Here is a 15,554-nt window from a genome sequence, read left to right as displayed (position 1 = left end):
GCGTTGTCTGTAGAATCCGTGCACTAACATATTGAGCAGCTTCGGCTGCTCTTTTGCTTTATGAGAGAACACCCATGACCGCCGCCCATACCCGCATCCTCGAACTGCGCGCTGAACTGGATCAGCATAACTACCGCTACCACGTCCTCGACGAGCCGAGCATCCCGGACGCCGAATACGACCGCCTGTTCCACGAGCTCAAAGCCCTGGAGGCCGAGCACCCGGAACTGGTGACGCGTGATTCGCCGACGCAGCGGGTCGGCAGTGCGGCATTGTCGGCGTTCACCCAGGTCAAGCACGAGATCCCGATGCTCAGCCTGGGCAACGCCTTCGATGAAACCACCATGCTGGAGTTTGATCGCCGGGTCACCGAGGGCCTTGACCTGCCGGTGGGCGATCTGTTTGGCGCTGGCGCGGCGGTGGAATACAGCTGCGAGCCGAAGCTGGATGGCCTGGCGGTCAGCCTGTTGTACCAGGATGGCGAGCTGGTGCGCGGTGCCACCCGGGGCGACGGCACCACGGGCGAGGACATCAGCGTCAACGTGCGCACCGTGCGCAATATCCCCCTGAAACTGCACGGCACGGGCTGGCCAGCCACCCTGGAAGTGCGCGGTGAAGTGTTCATGTCCAAGGCCGGTTTCGAGCGGTTGAACGCCTCGCAACTGGAAGTGGGTGGCAAGACCTTCGCCAACCCGCGCAACGCTGCGGCGGGCAGCCTGCGCCAACTGGATTCGAAGATCACCGCCAGTCGCCCGCTGGAGTTCTGCTGCTATGGCATCGGCCAGGTGACCGCGGATATCAGCGACACCCATATCGGCAACCTCAAGCAGTTGCAGAAGTGGGGCATGCCCATCAGCCACGAGTTGAAGCTGGCCAAGGGCATTCAGGAATGCCTGGACTACTACCGCGACATCGGCGAGCGCCGCAATGAGCTGGGCTATGAAATCGACGGCGTGGTGTTCAAGGTCAACAGCATTGCCTACCAGCGTGAACTGGGCTTCCGTGCCCGCGAGCCGCGCTGGGCGATCGCGCACAAATTCCCGGCCATGGAAGAACTCACCGAGCTGCTCGACGTGGAATTCCAGGTCGGCCGTACCGGTGCGGTCACGCCGGTGGCGCGCCTCAAGCCGGTCAAGGTGGCCGGTGTGACCGTGTCCAATGCCACCCTGCACAACATGGACGAAGTGGCACGCTTGGGGCTGATGATCGGTGACACCGTGATCATCCGCCGCGCCGGTGATGTGATTCCGCAGGTGGTCTCGGTGGTCACCGAACGCCGCCCGGAAAACGCCCGCGCTGTGCAGATCCCGCAAAATTGCCCGGTGTGCGGTTCCCATGTGGAGCGCACGCAGTTGGTCAAGCGCAGTAAGGGCAAGGAAACCGTCAGCGAAGGCGCGGTGTACCGTTGCGTCGGGCGTCTGGCCTGCGGTGCGCAACTCAAGCAGGCCATCATTCATTTCGTCTCGCGCCGGGCCATGGACATCGACGGCCTGGGCGACAAGACCATCGAGCAACTGGTGGATGAACAGCTCATCGGCTCGCCGGCCGATCTCTACAAGCTCAAATACGAACAGATCATCGACCTGGAAGGCTTTGCCGATACCTCCAGCAAGAAGCTGATCAGCGCCATCGAAAACAGCAAGACCCCGACCCTGGCACGCTTTATCTACGCCTTGGGCATTCCCGATGTGGGCGAGGAGACGGCCAAGGTGCTGGCGCGCTCGCTGGCGTCCCTGGAGCGTGTTCAAAAGGCGTTGCCAGAGGTGCTGACGTACTTGCCGGATGTAGGGCTGGAAGTGGCCCATGAGATCCATAGCTTCTTTGAAGACGGGCACAACCAGCAGGTGATTGGCGCACTGTTGTCGCCAGACGAATGCGGCCTGCAATTGCAGGAGCAGGGCGAACTCAGCGCGGAATTCGCCGCCAGCACCACCTTGGGCGGTTTGCTCGACAAGCTGCACGTGCCTTCGGTGGGACCGGGCGCGGCGCAGAAGCTCGCGGACAAGTTCGGTTCGCTGGAGGGCATCATCAAGGCTGACTGGCTCGACATGCGCCAGGCGCTGCCCGAGAAGCAAGCCAAGGCTGTACGGGAGTTTTTCGACAATGCCGACAACGCCAACCATGCCCTGGCCATCGAGCAGCAGCTCAAGGACTTCGGCATGCACTGGCAGAGCGAGAAAAAGGTCGTTGAAGGCTTGCCCGAAGCCGGGCACACCTGGGTACTCACCGGCTCCCTGGAGTTGATGAGCCGCGATGTGGCCAAGGACAAGCTCGAAAGCCTGGGGGCCAAGGTGGCCGGTTCCGTTTCGGCGAAAACCCACTGCGTGGTGGCGGGACCGGGCGCCGGCTCGAAATTGGCCAAGGCCAATGAGCTGGGCCTGAAAGTACTGGACGAAGAGGCCTTCGTCGCCTTCCTGGCCAAGCACAACATCACCGTCTGATTGATCGTCCCCACGCTCCGCGTGGGAATGCATCCTGTGACGCTCCGCGTCACGGCCTTCGCGCAGACGCAGAGCGTCCAAGGCGGCATTCCCACGCGGAGCGTGGGAACGTTCTCTCCCGAGAAATGATCTAGTCTCTGTCACCCCAGGGAGAGATCGCCATGTTCCGCTACTTCGAGCAACTCAGCACGCGCATCGCCGCTCCGTTCATGGCCGAAACCTCGCGCAACAGCAAGGTGTGGCGATGCCGGTGTGGCCAGTCGCTGTTCTTTCGCAACAGCCAATGCCTGGCCTGCCAGGCGGCGTTGGGTTACCAGCCGCAGCAAAGCCGCCTGTCGTCCCTGCAACCTGGGCCGGTGGTCGGTACTTGGCTGGCCGACGACAATCTTGATGCTGGCGCTTTTCGGCGCTGCGCCAACCTCGAATCACCGGCTGCGTGCAACTGGCTGATTCCTGCCCACAGCACCGCGCCGTTGTGCGTGGCCTGTAGCCTGAACCGCACCATTCCTGACCTATCAATTGCGGAAAACCCCGAACGCTGGCGCAAGGTCGAAACCGCCAAGCGCCGCTTGGTGGCGCAACTGATCAGCCTGGGCCTGCAAGTGGTGCCCAAGAGCGTTGACGAAGAGACTGGCCTGGCCTTCGACTTTATCGGTATCGACCTGGAAGGCAACGCGCCCACCACCGGCCACGCCAATGGGCTGATCACCCTGGACATCAAGGAAGCCGATGACGCCCACCGCGAAAAAGTCCGCGTACAGATGCGCGAGCCGTACCGCACCTTGCTCGGCCATTTTCGCCATGAAGTCGGTCATTACTACTGGGACCGCCTGATCGCCAACAGCCACTGGCTCCCTCATTTTCGCAACCTGTTCGGCGACGAACGCGCCAGTTATGCCGAGGCCCTCGACCAGCACTACCAGAACGGCCCGCGCCCCGACTGGCAACTCACCTGCGTGAGCGCCTACGCCACCATGCACCCCTGGGAAGATTGGGCTGAAACCTGGGCCCACTACCTGCACATGATGGACGCCGTGGACACAGCCCTGGGCTTTGGCATGAGCGCCCGCGAGATGGACCTGGATTACCAGCCATTCCCCCTGACCACGCTCTACGACCCGCAACACCCAGGCGGCCCGGCATTCCTTTCCTTCGTCAATGCCTGGATCGAACTGGCCGGCATGCTCAACGAACTGTCCCGCGCCATGGGCCAGCCGGATTTCTACCCCTTCGTGCTGCCGCCCGCGGTGATTGCCAAGCTGCACTTTATTCACCTGGTCATCCAGGAAGAGGGCGGCAGGGCTGATGGGGTTATGGCAAGTGCTTGAGCCTTCTCATTTTTTAATCCGGAACCAACGGTTGTAACTTCCGATGAGATGGGTACAATGGCGCGGCTTGCCGAGAGGCAGCGTCGTTATGGTGACCCCATCGGTCCCCCCGCAACGATTACCCGTGAACCTGGTCAGAGCCGGAAGGCAGCAGCCACAGCGGGAACATTGTGTGCCGGGGTGTGGCTGGTGGGGTTGCCTCCATAACGCTCCCTTCTGCAGTCCCTTCTAAATCTCAAGTTATTTTCAGCCCGTCATCTGTGATGCTTCCTGCACAGTGCATGACGGTCATTTCCCGTCTAGTGGCATACTCCCAAGCGTCTCTTCCCCTGGCTACGAGGCTCTATGCACTCGGAACATTTCAATTTATCCAGCCCTGTTTTCTTGCCGATCACCGAGCACACCTGTGCGGGGTTGTTGGGCAGTGAGGGTTTCGATGCGCTTGTAGCCCTGAGTGAGCCCCAATTGGCGGCGGTGTTGGTGATCCAGAACCTGGCGCAGGTGCCGGAAAGCGACCTTAGCGCCAACGGTGCTGAAAAAGTGTTGGCCAAGCTGATTGACTGGGCAGTCGATGCCCGCCATTCGGCCAGTGTGTCCCTGCTCTCTGAAGCGCAGCGGCTGTTCGATCAGAGGAAGCTGTACTTCGGCCTCAATGTGGTCAAAAGCCTGAAGCTGCGCTTTCTGCTGGAGGAGGAAGTCCAGGCGCAGGACTACCTGTTACCCAGTGGCAAATGGGACGTCGAGTATAAAGTCCGCCATCTCAAGGCCAATGATCCGTTCAGCCAGCAGGTGATCACGCCCAGGCATCGCGAGCGCTGGTTGAGCGCCGAGCAGGACAAGCTGCTCAGAACCTTCCGTGCCAACCTGAACGAAGACCTGCATGTGCAAGGCTACGCAGGCATTGGCAAGAGTCACCTGCTGGTGGCCTTGCTGGAGCACCTGCGCCCGGAAAAGACCTTGCTGCTGGCACGCACCCCGGCAAAACTCGAAACCCTGCGTGCTCGCATGGTGGGAGCGCGGGAGCGTAAGGCCGGGCATACCTTTCAGGACTTCGCCCATGCTCTATTGCATGGCCCCAGGCCAAAGCCGCTGAATGCGCCGGTGAGGGTGCCGACCAAGCAGGCGCTCGCCCAAGAACTGAATATCTTTGGTTTTCGTCGCCTGGAAGGGCAAGCGGTAGTGGAGGTGTGCCTCAAGGTGCTTGAAGCCTACTGCCGCTCTTGGGAGTACAGCTTGTCGGCCCAGCATTTGCCGCATTTCAAGCAACCGCTCGCCGGCGTCGATGCCAGGGTGCTGCTCGAATATGCCAGCCGGTTGTGGGGCTACCTTGAGGCGAACCCGGCCTGGGGCCGGCATACCGGGTTTGAAGCCTTGTTGATGATCAAGCGCGCCAGCCTTGCAGGCTGCGTCGTCCCCGAGCGCTATACCCACGTGCTCATCGATGAGAGCCAGGACATCCCCGCGCCGTTGCTGCAAATCATCGAGCGCGGCCGCCAGGTGCTGATCACTTTGGGGGATGAGTATCAGCAGGCCAGTGGCGGCGTGGTCAAACGCGCCCGTGAGGTTCGCCATACCGACGTGTGCTACTCCGTGCGTTCCGGGCGCAATGTCGAGCGCCTGGTCAACCCGTTGATCAGCTTGCATTCGGAAAAAAGCAAATCGCTTTTCGAGGGCGCACGCGATGCCGATGTCGGCATTGAGTTTTATCCGCAGGGTTTTGTACCCCCGCAAGGTTGCGTGGTGTTGACCGCTTCCCATTGGGACACCATGCAGTGGGCGATCCAACTGAGCCACGCCCGTTGTGCGTTCGGCCTGGCGAGCAAAGAGGCCCAGCAGTCGCTCAAGCATTTCATGGACACGGTCATCGCGTTGTTCAAACCCGATTTCTATAGCAATGAGTTCAATGACCTCGGCCCCCATGCGTTTTTCAGTGACATGGCCGATTGGCAGCAGGTGCGCGAAGCCTGCCAGTTCGATGAGGCGTTTCTGTGGGTCGAGGCCGAACTGGAAAAAGGCTTTAACGTGGCGGATGTCACGCGTTTGAACAGATTGATCGGCCATCCGGACGAGCGCGTCCTGTTGATGCTGGCGCAGGATGCGGGCGGCATGGAGTTCGACCGGGTATTGCTTACGCCGGAACTGTTGACCAACGTGAAGTTCCAGGACGCCTACGCGTTCGATCAACGACTCTGTGCGGTGTATATCGCGATTTCACGAGCCCGGGTGCAGTTGTACCTGCCCTACGATGTGGTCGAGTGGCTCGACTACCACAAGTATCAAAAGGCCCGTGAATCCCACGGTTACTGACGGATTTAATCCGGCTGTTTCACAACTTTCATAAAGCCCTCTGGACAACCCGCAGACCGCCTTGTTAGCTTCCGCCGGCCACTTGTTTCAGAGTATGACAAGGGCATGGATTTGATATTGAAGTGCTATCGCTTCTTTCACTCACAAGGATGTCTGTCATGAAAAGCCTGCAAGGGTTGCCTCGTCTTATCAGTGCTTCGGTAGGGACGCCCGGCAAAGCCCGCAACTTGCCCGCCGATGTTCAGTGCATCCAGTATCTATTCAATTTGATCATTCCCAAGATGGGGTTTGCCTTGCTGGAAAACGGCAAGTGCGACGGCCAGTTGGTGCAGTGCATCAGCCAGTATCAGTTTCGCCATCTCAAGTACGCCCATCCCGATGGCGTGATCGACCCCACCGGGCGAACGTTCAACAGTCTGATCGAAGAGGCGCTGAAGGTGCCGGTGCGGGCTTTTCCTAACACGCGCATTCCGACGTTTCTCAACATTTTCGGCAATAACAACATCGATGCGGTACAGGCCACGGTCAATGTGTACCTGGACCGTGTGCGTGCGGTGATCGAGGCCGAGCGGCGTAACCGGCAGTTGATGATGCAGTCCACCTGCGACGGCGGGACGACCTTGAGCGATACGGATTTCCAGAACGCCGCCAAGCAATTGGGCAACGGTATTTCGGTGAATGTGGTCAAGGCGTTCGCCACGGTGGAGTCGGGCGGGAAGGTGGGGTTCGGGCCTGCCAAGTTGCCGATCATCGCCTTTGAAGGGCACCACTTTCGCAAGTACACCAAGCACATCTACGACCAGTCGCAGCCGCTGCTGTCGTATGTCTACAAGAAAAAAGCCGGCCCGCAATGGCAGACGAACAACAAGGATCAGGTCAAGGCCTGGGAGACCATGGCCACTGCCTTTGCGCTGGACCAGGAAGCGGCCTTGATGTCGGCCTCCTGGGGCATGTTTCAAATCATGGGGTTCAATTTCGCGGCGTGCGGATTCAAGACGGTGTTTGAGTTCGTGGCGTCATTGAAGGTCAATGCCGGTAATCAACTCAAGGCCTATCTCAGCCTTTGCAGCCACAACTCGGCCTTGTTGAGCGCGATGAAAAACAAGGATTTTACCGCCATGGCCCGAAACTATAATGGCGACGATTACGGCAACTATGACGTCCTGATGAAACAAGCCTACGAAGCCTTTGAAGGGAAGAAATAAGATGATTCGTTATCTGGCGATGGGAGTGTTGTCGTGGTGCGCCGTGGCGCCCGCGTTGGCCGGCTCGGCGGCGTTGCATTCAGGTAAATATGAAGGGCTGATGCTGGCGGTGACGCCTGGGCATCAGGTCGAGGGGTTCTATCAGGAATCGATGGGCGAGGGTGTGGCCCGTGGTTGCACGTTCTACCTGCAAGGCAAGCCCGAAGCGCTCACCACCTGGCGGGACGCTGCCTACCCAGGCAGTGTGGCCGCGGCGCCCGACGGGGTGACCCTGACCGTGGCGCAGGGCCGCCAACACCCTGGCTGCATCAATGTGCTGATGCCGGAAATCGCCACGGGCCTGGAGCTGAGCCAGACCGCCAGCAAACAATGGATCGGCTTGGTGACGGTGTCTGCCGACAAGGCTTACCTGCTTAAAACGCCGGGCGCCAAAGCGGCAAAGCGGCCCTACATCGTCAAGCATGACGTGGTGGGCGTACTGGCGTTCAAGGACGGTTGGGCGCAGGTGGAATTCATCAACGCTGACGACCGCTCTTTCACGGGCTGGATCAGCCAGGGCCAGTACGCACGGTTGGCTGCCCCGAAGCCCTAAATTGTAGGAGCGAGCAAGTCAGCCAAAGGTCTCGCGCAGTAGCCCGGCGAACGCATCTCGCGCCAGGTGCCGCTGGGTGTCCGTATGCCAGAACAACAGGTTGTCCACGGGCGTCAGCGCTTCAAAGCGATAAGACGCCAACTGATTGGCCTGTTCATAGCGCGCCAGGATCCCCTCGGGTGCCAACGCCACGCCAATCCCCGCGCTGACGCAACCGATGATCGTGCCCCAGCTTGCATAGCTGGCAATCGCTGGCTTGACGTTATGGGGCTTGAGCCAGTTTTCCAGGGCGGCGCGATAAGGGCAGCCCGGCGGCCATACCAGCAATGTACGGCCGGCCAAGTCCTCGGCGCTATTGATAGGCGCGCTGCACGCGCTGGCGATCAGCACCAGGCGTTCGCTGTAGACCACGCTCTGTTCCAGCTTCGTGCGTTTGCCGCCGGCGGCCACCAGCGCCACGTCCAGGCGGTGGTGCTGCAGGTCGTCCAGCAGTTGCGCCCAGGCACCGGTGACCAGTTCCAGGCTGACATTGGGATAACGCCGGTGGTATTCCGCCAGCAGCGGCGGCAAGCGCCCGCTGGCACTGGATTCCACCGCACCGATGCGCAAGGTGCCACGGGGAATGGCGCTGGCATCCACCGCGCGTTTGGATTCATCCACCAAGGCCAGGATACGTTCGCAGTAATCCAGGAAGATTTCTCCCGCAGCGCTGATCGCCAGCCCTCGGCCAGCACGGATAAACAGCGGCGTGCCCAACTCGCTTTCCAGCTGCTTGATGCGCGTGGTGATGTTGGACGGCACACAGTGCAATTGCAGTGCCGCCTGGGCCACGCTGCCGGTTTGCGCCACGGCTCGCACCATTTTCAGTTGGGCCAGTTCCATTGCTCAGTTCCAATGATTTCAGAAGTCAGAAACGCTTAATTGTCCTATGCCTGGCCTGGGCCAAGACTGGCAGCATTCCTTTTGCGTGGATGCTGTCGATGAATACTCCGTCACCTCTGAAGCTTACGCTAGTCATTGCCAGCGTCATCCTCTGCTGGGCGTATTCGCCCATCGGCGTACACATGGGGTTGCACAGTTATAGCCCCGGCCAATTGGCGCTGCTGCGGTTTTTGATCGCGTCGGTATTCATGGGCTGCGTGGCCTGGGGGGTGGGAATTGGACGGCCACCATTGCGCGACCTGCCGTGGTTGTTGGTGCTGGGCTTTTTCGGGGTGTTCCTGCACCACACCAGTCTCAATCATGGGCAGCAATGGGTGACGACGGCAGCGTCGAGTGTGTTGGCACAGTCGGCGCCGTTGTTCAGTGTGTTGATCGCGTTTTTCTGCTTGAAAGAGCAGGTCAGCGCCTGGCGCTGGGGTTGCGTACTGTTGGGGTTGGCTGGCGTACTGGTGGTGATCTGGGGCGACCAGGGCATGGGCGATCTCAACCCACGGGGTTTGCTGATCTTGTTGGCGGCCTGCTCATGGAGTGTGTACTTCGCCATCCAGCGACATTACGCCCATCGCTACAGCCCGTTGACGATGGCGTGCTACATGGTGTGGTCCGGTACGCTGATGCTGTGCGTGAACCTGCCGGGACTGCCCGCCGCCATCGTGCAGGCACCGATGGGGGAGAATCTCGCCGTGCTGGTGCTGGGTATTTTTCCCAGTGCCTTGGCCTATCTGGCCTGGGGTTATGTGTTGAAGCACGTCGAGGTCAGTCGTGCGTCGGTGGCGATGTACCTGATTCCACCGGTTGCCATGCTGATGGCCGCCACGCTGCTTGGCGAACACGTCACCCTGCAGGTGATGCTGGGCGCAGTGGTCGTGCTGGCCAGCGTCGCCGCTATCAGTCTGGAAGGGCGTTGGCGCTCCAAGGTGCCAGCAAAACGTCCTCAGGTGCCCTCTGGGAGGCCAATCGAACAAGCTTCGTCAGATTAGACGAGCGTGCCGGATGCAATTTCCCCCTTGCTCCGCTAGCATTACCGGCTTCTGCTTCCCAGTTGCGACGGTTTTCGATGAGTTATCAGGTTCTTGCACGTAAATGGCGCCCGCGCTCGTTCCGCGAAATGGTCGGCCAGACCCATGTGCTCAAGGCTCTGATCAATGCCTTGGACAGCCAACGGCTGCACCACGCCTACCTGTTCACCGGTACGCGCGGGGTGGGCAAGACCACGATTGCGCGCATCATCGCCAAATGCCTGAATTGTGAAACCGGTATTACCTCGACGCCTTGTGGCACCTGTTCGGTGTGCCGTGAGATCGACGAAGGGCGTTTCGTCGACCTGATCGAGATCGACGCCGCGAGTCGTACCAAGGTCGAAGACACCCGCGAACTGCTGGACAACGTGCAGTACGCGCCGAGCCGTGGCCGCTTCAAGGTCTACCTGATCGACGAAGTGCACATGCTGTCCAGCCACTCCTTCAACGCCTTGTTGAAAACCCTGGAAGAGCCGCCGCCCTACGTCAAATTCATCCTGGCCACCACCGACCCGCAGAAACTTCCGGCAACGATTTTGTCGCGGTGCCTGCAGTTCTCCCTGAAAAACATGACCCCCGAGCGTGTGGTCGAGCATTTGACCCACGTGCTGGGCGTCGAGAACGTACCGTTCGAAGACGACGCGCTGTGGTTGCTGGGCCGTGCCGCCGATGGTTCGATGCGCGATGCCATGAGCCTCACCGACCAGGCCATCGCGTTTGGTGAAGGCAAGGTCATGGCCGCCGACGTGCGCGCCATGCTCGGTACCCTGGACCACGGCCAGGTGTTCGACGTGCTGCACGCGCTGATCGAGGGTGACGCCAAGGCGTTGCTCGAAGCGGTGCGCCACCTGTCGGAGCAAGGCCCGGATTGGAATGGCGTGCTTTCGGAAATCCTCAACGTATTGCACCGCGTCGCCATCGCCCAGGCCCTGCCGGAAGGCGTGGACAACGGTCATGGCGACCGTGATCGCGTATTGGCCCTGGCCCAGGCCTTGCCGGCCGAAGACGTGCAGTTCTACTACCAGATGGGCCTGATCGGTCGCCGCGACTTGCCCCTGGCACCCGACCCGCGGGGTGGCTTTGAAATGGTGCTGCTGCGCATGCTGGCGTTCCGGCCGGCAGATTCGGCAGACGCACCGAGACAGCCGCTAAAGCCAGTGGGGATCAGCCAGGCCACAGTTGATTCCGCCAAACCCGTGGCTGGGGCGGCCGTTGTCGCGCCAGTAGTTGCAGCGCCTGCGGTTGCTGTGCCTGAGCCGGTTGCGCCGGCACCTGAGCCTGAACCTGCGCCGGTTGCCGTCGCACCGGTGGTCGAGCCCGAGCCGGTCATTGAGCCCGAGCCCGAACCCGTGGTCGACTTGCCCTGGAATGACCCGGTCGAAGCGCAAGTAGAGCCCGAGCAACAGCCCGCCGTGGAGCCCGTGCTGGAAACCACCGGCGAGCAACCCGAGCTGACGCCGATGCCTACGCCGACTCCGGACAGCGTGGTGCCGGATGCCCCTGAGTGGGTATCGGCGCCCGTTCCTGAACCGACGGTCGCCCAGGTCGACGCGGCCACGCCGGGCATTGACCTGGATGACGAACCGCCGCTGGACGAAGACTACATCGAGCCGGACATGGATTCGGCCTACAGCTACCTGGACGAACTGGCCAGCGAGCACACCGCGGAACCGGCGCCCGAGCCCGAGGCAGAACCTGCCGCGGCCCCGGCTACCGGTCTGGCCCTGCAATGGCTGGAATTGTTTCCGAAATTGCCGATCTCCGGCATGACCGGCAGTATCGCCGCCAACTGCACCCTGATTTCCATCGAAGGCGACCACTGGCTGCTGCACCTGGACCCGGCCCATAGCGCCTTGTTCAACGCCACCCAGCAGCGCCGGCTCAACGATGCGCTCAACCAGTACCATGGGCGCACGCTGACCATTGCCATCGAGCTGATCAAGCCCGAGCAGGAAACGCCGGCCCAGGCCGCGACCCGTCGGCGCCTTAACCGCCAGCGCGAGGCTGAGGATTCGATCCACGCAGATCCGCTTATCCAACAAATGATGCAACAGTTCGGTGCGGTCGTCCGCCACGATACTATTGAACCTGTCGAAGCCCCGGTGCCCCAAGCGTCATGACACCGGGCTATTCATTGATCCACGTACTTTTGAGGTGATTCCCATGATGAAAGGTGGCATGGCCGGCCTGATGAAGCAGGCGCAGCAGATGCAGGAAAAAATGGCCAAGATGCAGGAAGAGCTGGCCAACGCCGAAGTCACCGGTAAAGCCGGTGGCGATATGGTCAGCGTGGTGATGACCGGTCGTCACGACATCAAGCGTGTCAGCATCGACCCAAGCGTATTGCCGGGCGTGGGTGAAGATGACCTGGAAATGCTCGAAGCGCTGTTCGCCGCAGCCGTCAACGACGCTGTGCGCAAGATCGAAGCCAACAGCCAGGACAAAATGTCCGGCGTGACCGCTGGCATGCAACTGCCACCGGGCATGAAACTGCCGTTCTGATACACGCTTTAGCTAGACTCAAATGCCAGGCATCGTGCCTGGCATTTTTTTCGCCGGTCGAAACATCGAACCCCAAGCCTTCACCGATGGTCTGCACCCTATACCGTTGAAACCACTCACCGATAAAGGAGCCCCGCTGATGCCTCAAGAAATGACGCTCAACCAACGCATCGTTCTGGTCTCACGCCCTCAAGGCGCCCCCACGCCGGAAAACTTTCGCCTGGAACGTGTCAGCCTGCCGGACCTGGCAGACGGCCAGGTGCTGCTCAAGACCCTGTACCTGTCTTTGGACCCCTACATGCGTGGACGCATGAGTGACGCGCCGTCCTACGCCGCACCCGTGGAAATCGGTGAAGTGATGACCGGTGGGGCTGTCAGCCGTGTCGAGCAATCGCGCAACCCGAAATTCGAAGTGGGCGACCTGGTGGTCGGCGCCACTGGCTGGCAAAGCCACTGCATTTGCGAAGGCCATAACCTGATCCCGCTGCCCAAGGGTCTGCCGAGTCCGTCGATGGCCCTGGGCGTACTGGGTATGCCGGGCATGACGGCCTATATGGGCCTGATGGATATCGGCCAGCCCAAGGCCGGGGAAACCCTGGTGGTGGCGGCTGCGTCGGGCGCGGTGGGGTCGGTGGTGGGCCAGGTGGCCAAGCTCAAGGGCTTGCGCGTGGTGGGCATCGCCGGTGGCGCGGACAAATGCCGCTATGTGGTGGATGAGTTGGGCTTTGACGCCTGTATCGACCACAAGAGCGAAGACTTTGCCCATGAACTGGCCCTGGCCTGCTTCAAAGGCGTGGACATCTACTTTGAAAACGTCGGCGGTAAAGTCTTCGATGCTGTGCTGCCTTTGCTCAACCCCAAGGCGCGCGTGCCGCTGTGCGGGTTGATCGCCGGCTATAACGCCCATGAAGCGCCCAGCGGCCCTGACCGTTTGCCGGCGCTGCAACGCACCTTGCTGACCAAGCGGGTGCGGATCCAGGGCTTTATTGTGTTCGACGACTATGGCGACCGCCAGCCGGAGTTCCTCAGCGCTATGGCGCCTTGGGTGCGCGAGGGCAAGATCAAGTTCCGCGAGGACGTGGTCGATGGCCTGGAGCAGGCGCCCGAAGCCTTTATCGGCCTGCTCGAAGGGCGCAACTTCGGCAAGTTGGTGGTGCGCGTCGCGCAGGATTGAGTATTTGACGCTAATCCGGGGCGCGGGTATAAACCGCGTCTCGTTGTTTTGTCGGACCCTTCGCCCATGAGCTTCAGCCCCCTGATTCGCCAACTGATCGACGCCTTGCGCACTTTGCCCGGCGTCGGCCAGAAAACTGCCCAGCGCATGGCGCTGCAACTGCTGGAGCGTGATCGCAGCGGCGGCACTCGCCTGGCCCAGGCCCTGAGCCAGGCCATGGAAGGTGTGGGCCATTGCCGCCAGTGCCGCACCCTTACCGAAGAAGAACTCTGCCCGCAATGCGCCGACCCGCGTCGCGACGACACGTTGCTGTGCGTGGTGGAAGGGCCGATGGATGTGTACGCCGTGGAGCAGACCGGTTACCGCGGGCGTTACTTCGTGCTCAAGGGCCACCTGTCGCCGCTCGATGGCCTGGGGCCGGAAGCCATCGGTATTCCACAACTGGTGGCGCGAATCGAAGAGCAGGGCACCTTTACTGAAGTGATCCTGGCGACCAACCCGACGGTGGAAGGTGAAGCCACGGCGCACTACATCGCTCAGTTGCTGACCAATAAAGGTTTGATTACTTCACGGATCGCCCATGGCGTACCGTTGGGTGGCGAGCTGGAATTGGTGGACGGCGGCACCCTGGCGCACTCGTTCGCAGGCCGCAAACCCATCGCGCTTTAAAACCCACTGCAGTCCCAATGTGGGAGCTGGCTTGTCGGGTCGCCGCATCGCTGCGATAGCATCACCACGGTGTACCTGAAAAACCGAGGCGTCTGCATCGCGGGCAAGCCCGGCTCCCACATTGGTTTTGTGTGACGGTAAAAAATGTATTCGGCTTGATAACCAAGCAAGCGCTTGGTAAGTTCGCTCCATCCCGCCATGGAGCTTGCCGATGTCTGCCTTTCAGGAATACTTCGATCCCAGCCACCAATTGGTCCGCGACAGCGTGCGCCGCTTCGTCGAACGCGAGATGTTGCCCGGCATCGAGCAATGGGAGGAAGCGGAAAGTTTTCCCCGCGAGCTTTACCTCAAGGCCGGTGCGGCGGGCGTTCTGGGCATCGGCTACCCCGAGGCGCTGGGTGGCAGCCACGAAGGCGATCTGTTCGCCAAGGTCGCCGCCAGCGAAGAGCTGATGCGGTGCGGCTCCGGTGGCGTGGTGGCCGGGCTCGGCTCCCTGGATATTGGCCTGCCGCCCATCGTCAAATGGGCCCGGCCCGACGTGCGTGAGCGCATAGCGCCTCTGGTGCTCGCCGGCGAGAAGATCATCGCCCTGGCGGTCACCGAGCCCAGCGGCGGCTCGGATGTAGCCAACCTGCAAACCCGCGCCGTACGTGAAGGCGAGCATTACCGCGTGAGCGGCGCCAAGACCTTTATCACCAGCGGCATTCGCGCTGATTTCTACACCGTGGCCGTGCGCACAGGTGGGCCGGGCTTTGGCGGTATCAGCCTGCTGCTGATCGAAAAGGGCATCCCGGGTTTCACCGTCGGCCAGCCGCTGAAGAAGATGGGCTGGTGGGCGTCGGACACCGCCGAGTTGTTCTTCGACGATTGCCGCGTGCCTGTGGGCAATCTCATCGGTGTCGAGAACATGGGCTTTGCCTGCATCATGGGCAACTTCCAGAGCGAGCGCCTGGCCTTGGCCCTCATGGCCAACATGACCGCGCAACTGGCCTTGGAGGAAAGCCTCCAGTGGGCCGCCCAGCGCGAAGCATTCGGCAAACCCATCGGCAAATTCCAGGTGCTCAAGCATCGCCTGGCGGAAATGGCTACCGCCGTGGAGGTTTCCCGCGAGTTCACCTATCGTCAGGCCGCGAAGATGGCCGCTGGCAAGAGTGTGATCAAAGAGATTTCCATGGCCAAGAACCTGGCCACCGATACCGCTGATCGGGTGACGTATGACGCGGTGCAAATATTGGGGGGGCAGGGGTATATGCGTGGCAGCCTGGTGGAACGGCTTTATCGCGATAACCGGATTCTGTCGATTGGTGGCGGGACGCGTGAAGTGATGAATGAAATCATCAGTAAACAGATGGGGTTGTAAACCGGGGTGTTCTTT

General features: G+C 61.1%; 12 protein-coding genes and 1 other RNA gene. 12 read left to right on the top strand and 1 reads right to left on the bottom strand.

Translation table 11 applies throughout. From position 1 onward, the window contains the following. The first annotated feature begins 74 nt into the window (after window positions 1-74). The 6 genes from ligA (at window position 75) to AC4PS6_RS21850 (ending at window position 7,873) form a co-directional block, all read left to right on the top strand. The gene (gene ligA, locus AC4PS6_RS21875) at window positions 75-2,441 is read left to right on the top strand and encodes an NAD-dependent DNA ligase LigA (RefSeq protein ID WP_103451353.1); all 2,367 of its coding nucleotides are present in this window, start codon (window positions 75-77) and stop codon (window positions 2,439-2,441) included. Window positions 2,442-2,602: 161 nt separating this feature from the next. Beyond that, window positions 2,603-3,769 carry a putative zinc-binding metallopeptidase gene (locus tag AC4PS6_RS21870; RefSeq protein WP_198833357.1) on the top strand — a complete coding sequence of 389 codons (1,167 nt, stop codon included), beginning with the start codon at window positions 2,603-2,605 and terminating at the stop codon, window positions 3,767-3,769. Window positions 3,770-3,867: 98 nt separating this feature from the next. After that, an RNA gene (gene ffs / locus AC4PS6_RS21865) (signal recognition particle sRNA small type) lies at window positions 3,868-3,964 on the top strand. Between the two features lie 150 nt (window positions 3,965-4,114). Continuing rightward, the gene (locus AC4PS6_RS21860) at window positions 4,115-6,076 is read left to right on the top strand and encodes a hypothetical protein (RefSeq protein WP_020302652.1); all 1,962 of its coding nucleotides are present in this window, start codon (window positions 4,115-4,117) and stop codon (window positions 6,074-6,076) included. 158 nt (window positions 6,077-6,234) lie between these two features. Then, complete coding sequence (locus AC4PS6_RS21855) at window positions 6,235-7,281, top strand: N-acetylmuramidase family protein (protein WP_014719458.1); 1,047 nt, start codon at window positions 6,235-6,237, stop codon at window positions 7,279-7,281. A gap of 1 nt (window position 7,282) precedes the next feature. Continuing rightward, window positions 7,283-7,873 carry a hypothetical protein gene (locus AC4PS6_RS21850; RefSeq protein WP_014719457.1) on the top strand — a complete coding sequence of 197 codons (591 nt, stop codon included), beginning with the start codon at window positions 7,283-7,285 and terminating at the stop codon, window positions 7,871-7,873. Between the two features lie 18 nt (window positions 7,874-7,891). Here the strand turns inward: AC4PS6_RS21850 and AC4PS6_RS21845 are convergent, their stop codons facing one another. Next, a complete protein-coding gene (locus AC4PS6_RS21845) occupies window positions 7,892-8,755 on the bottom strand; it encodes a LysR family transcriptional regulator (protein ID WP_014719456.1) in 864 nt (287 codons plus the stop codon). A 98-nt stretch (window positions 8,756-8,853) separates the two neighbouring features. On the opposite strand from AC4PS6_RS21845, the gene AC4PS6_RS21840 reads away from it, so the two are divergent. From AC4PS6_RS21840 to AC4PS6_RS21815, 6 genes are all read left to right on the top strand, one after another. After that, the gene (locus AC4PS6_RS21840) at window positions 8,854-9,795 is read left to right on the top strand and encodes a DMT family transporter (RefSeq protein ID WP_336826934.1); all 942 of its coding nucleotides are present in this window, start codon (window positions 8,854-8,856) and stop codon (window positions 9,793-9,795) included. Between the two features lie 77 nt (window positions 9,796-9,872). Continuing rightward, window positions 9,873-11,954: a DNA polymerase III subunit gamma/tau gene (dnaX, locus tag AC4PS6_RS21835; RefSeq protein ID WP_014719454.1), complete on the top strand. Its 2,082-nt coding sequence runs from the start codon at window positions 9,873-9,875 to the stop codon at window positions 11,952-11,954. A gap of 43 nt (window positions 11,955-11,997) precedes the next feature. Then, window positions 11,998-12,336, top strand: a complete 339-nt coding sequence (locus AC4PS6_RS21830; RefSeq protein WP_003193199.1) for a YbaB/EbfC family nucleoid-associated protein — start codon at window positions 11,998-12,000, stop codon at window positions 12,334-12,336. A gap of 139 nt (window positions 12,337-12,475) precedes the next feature. Continuing rightward, the gene (gene curA, locus AC4PS6_RS21825) at window positions 12,476-13,510 is read left to right on the top strand and encodes an NADPH-dependent curcumin/dihydrocurcumin reductase (RefSeq protein ID WP_003193196.1); all 1,035 of its coding nucleotides are present in this window, start codon (window positions 12,476-12,478) and stop codon (window positions 13,508-13,510) included. A gap of 66 nt (window positions 13,511-13,576) precedes the next feature. Then, window positions 13,577-14,179 carry a recombination mediator RecR gene (gene recR / locus AC4PS6_RS21820; RefSeq protein ID WP_014719453.1) on the top strand — a complete coding sequence of 201 codons (603 nt, stop codon included), beginning with the start codon at window positions 13,577-13,579 and terminating at the stop codon, window positions 14,177-14,179. Between the two features lie 211 nt (window positions 14,180-14,390). After that, window positions 14,391-15,539 carry an acyl-CoA dehydrogenase family protein gene (locus tag AC4PS6_RS21815; RefSeq protein WP_014719452.1) on the top strand — a complete coding sequence of 383 codons (1,149 nt, stop codon included), beginning with the start codon at window positions 14,391-14,393 and terminating at the stop codon, window positions 15,537-15,539. The last annotated feature ends 15 nt before the right edge of the window (window positions 15,540-15,554 follow it).

Source organism: Pseudomonas sp. DW-iso17 (genome assembly GCF_058725345.1).
This window is presented reverse-complemented; position numbering and strand designations above follow the sequence as displayed.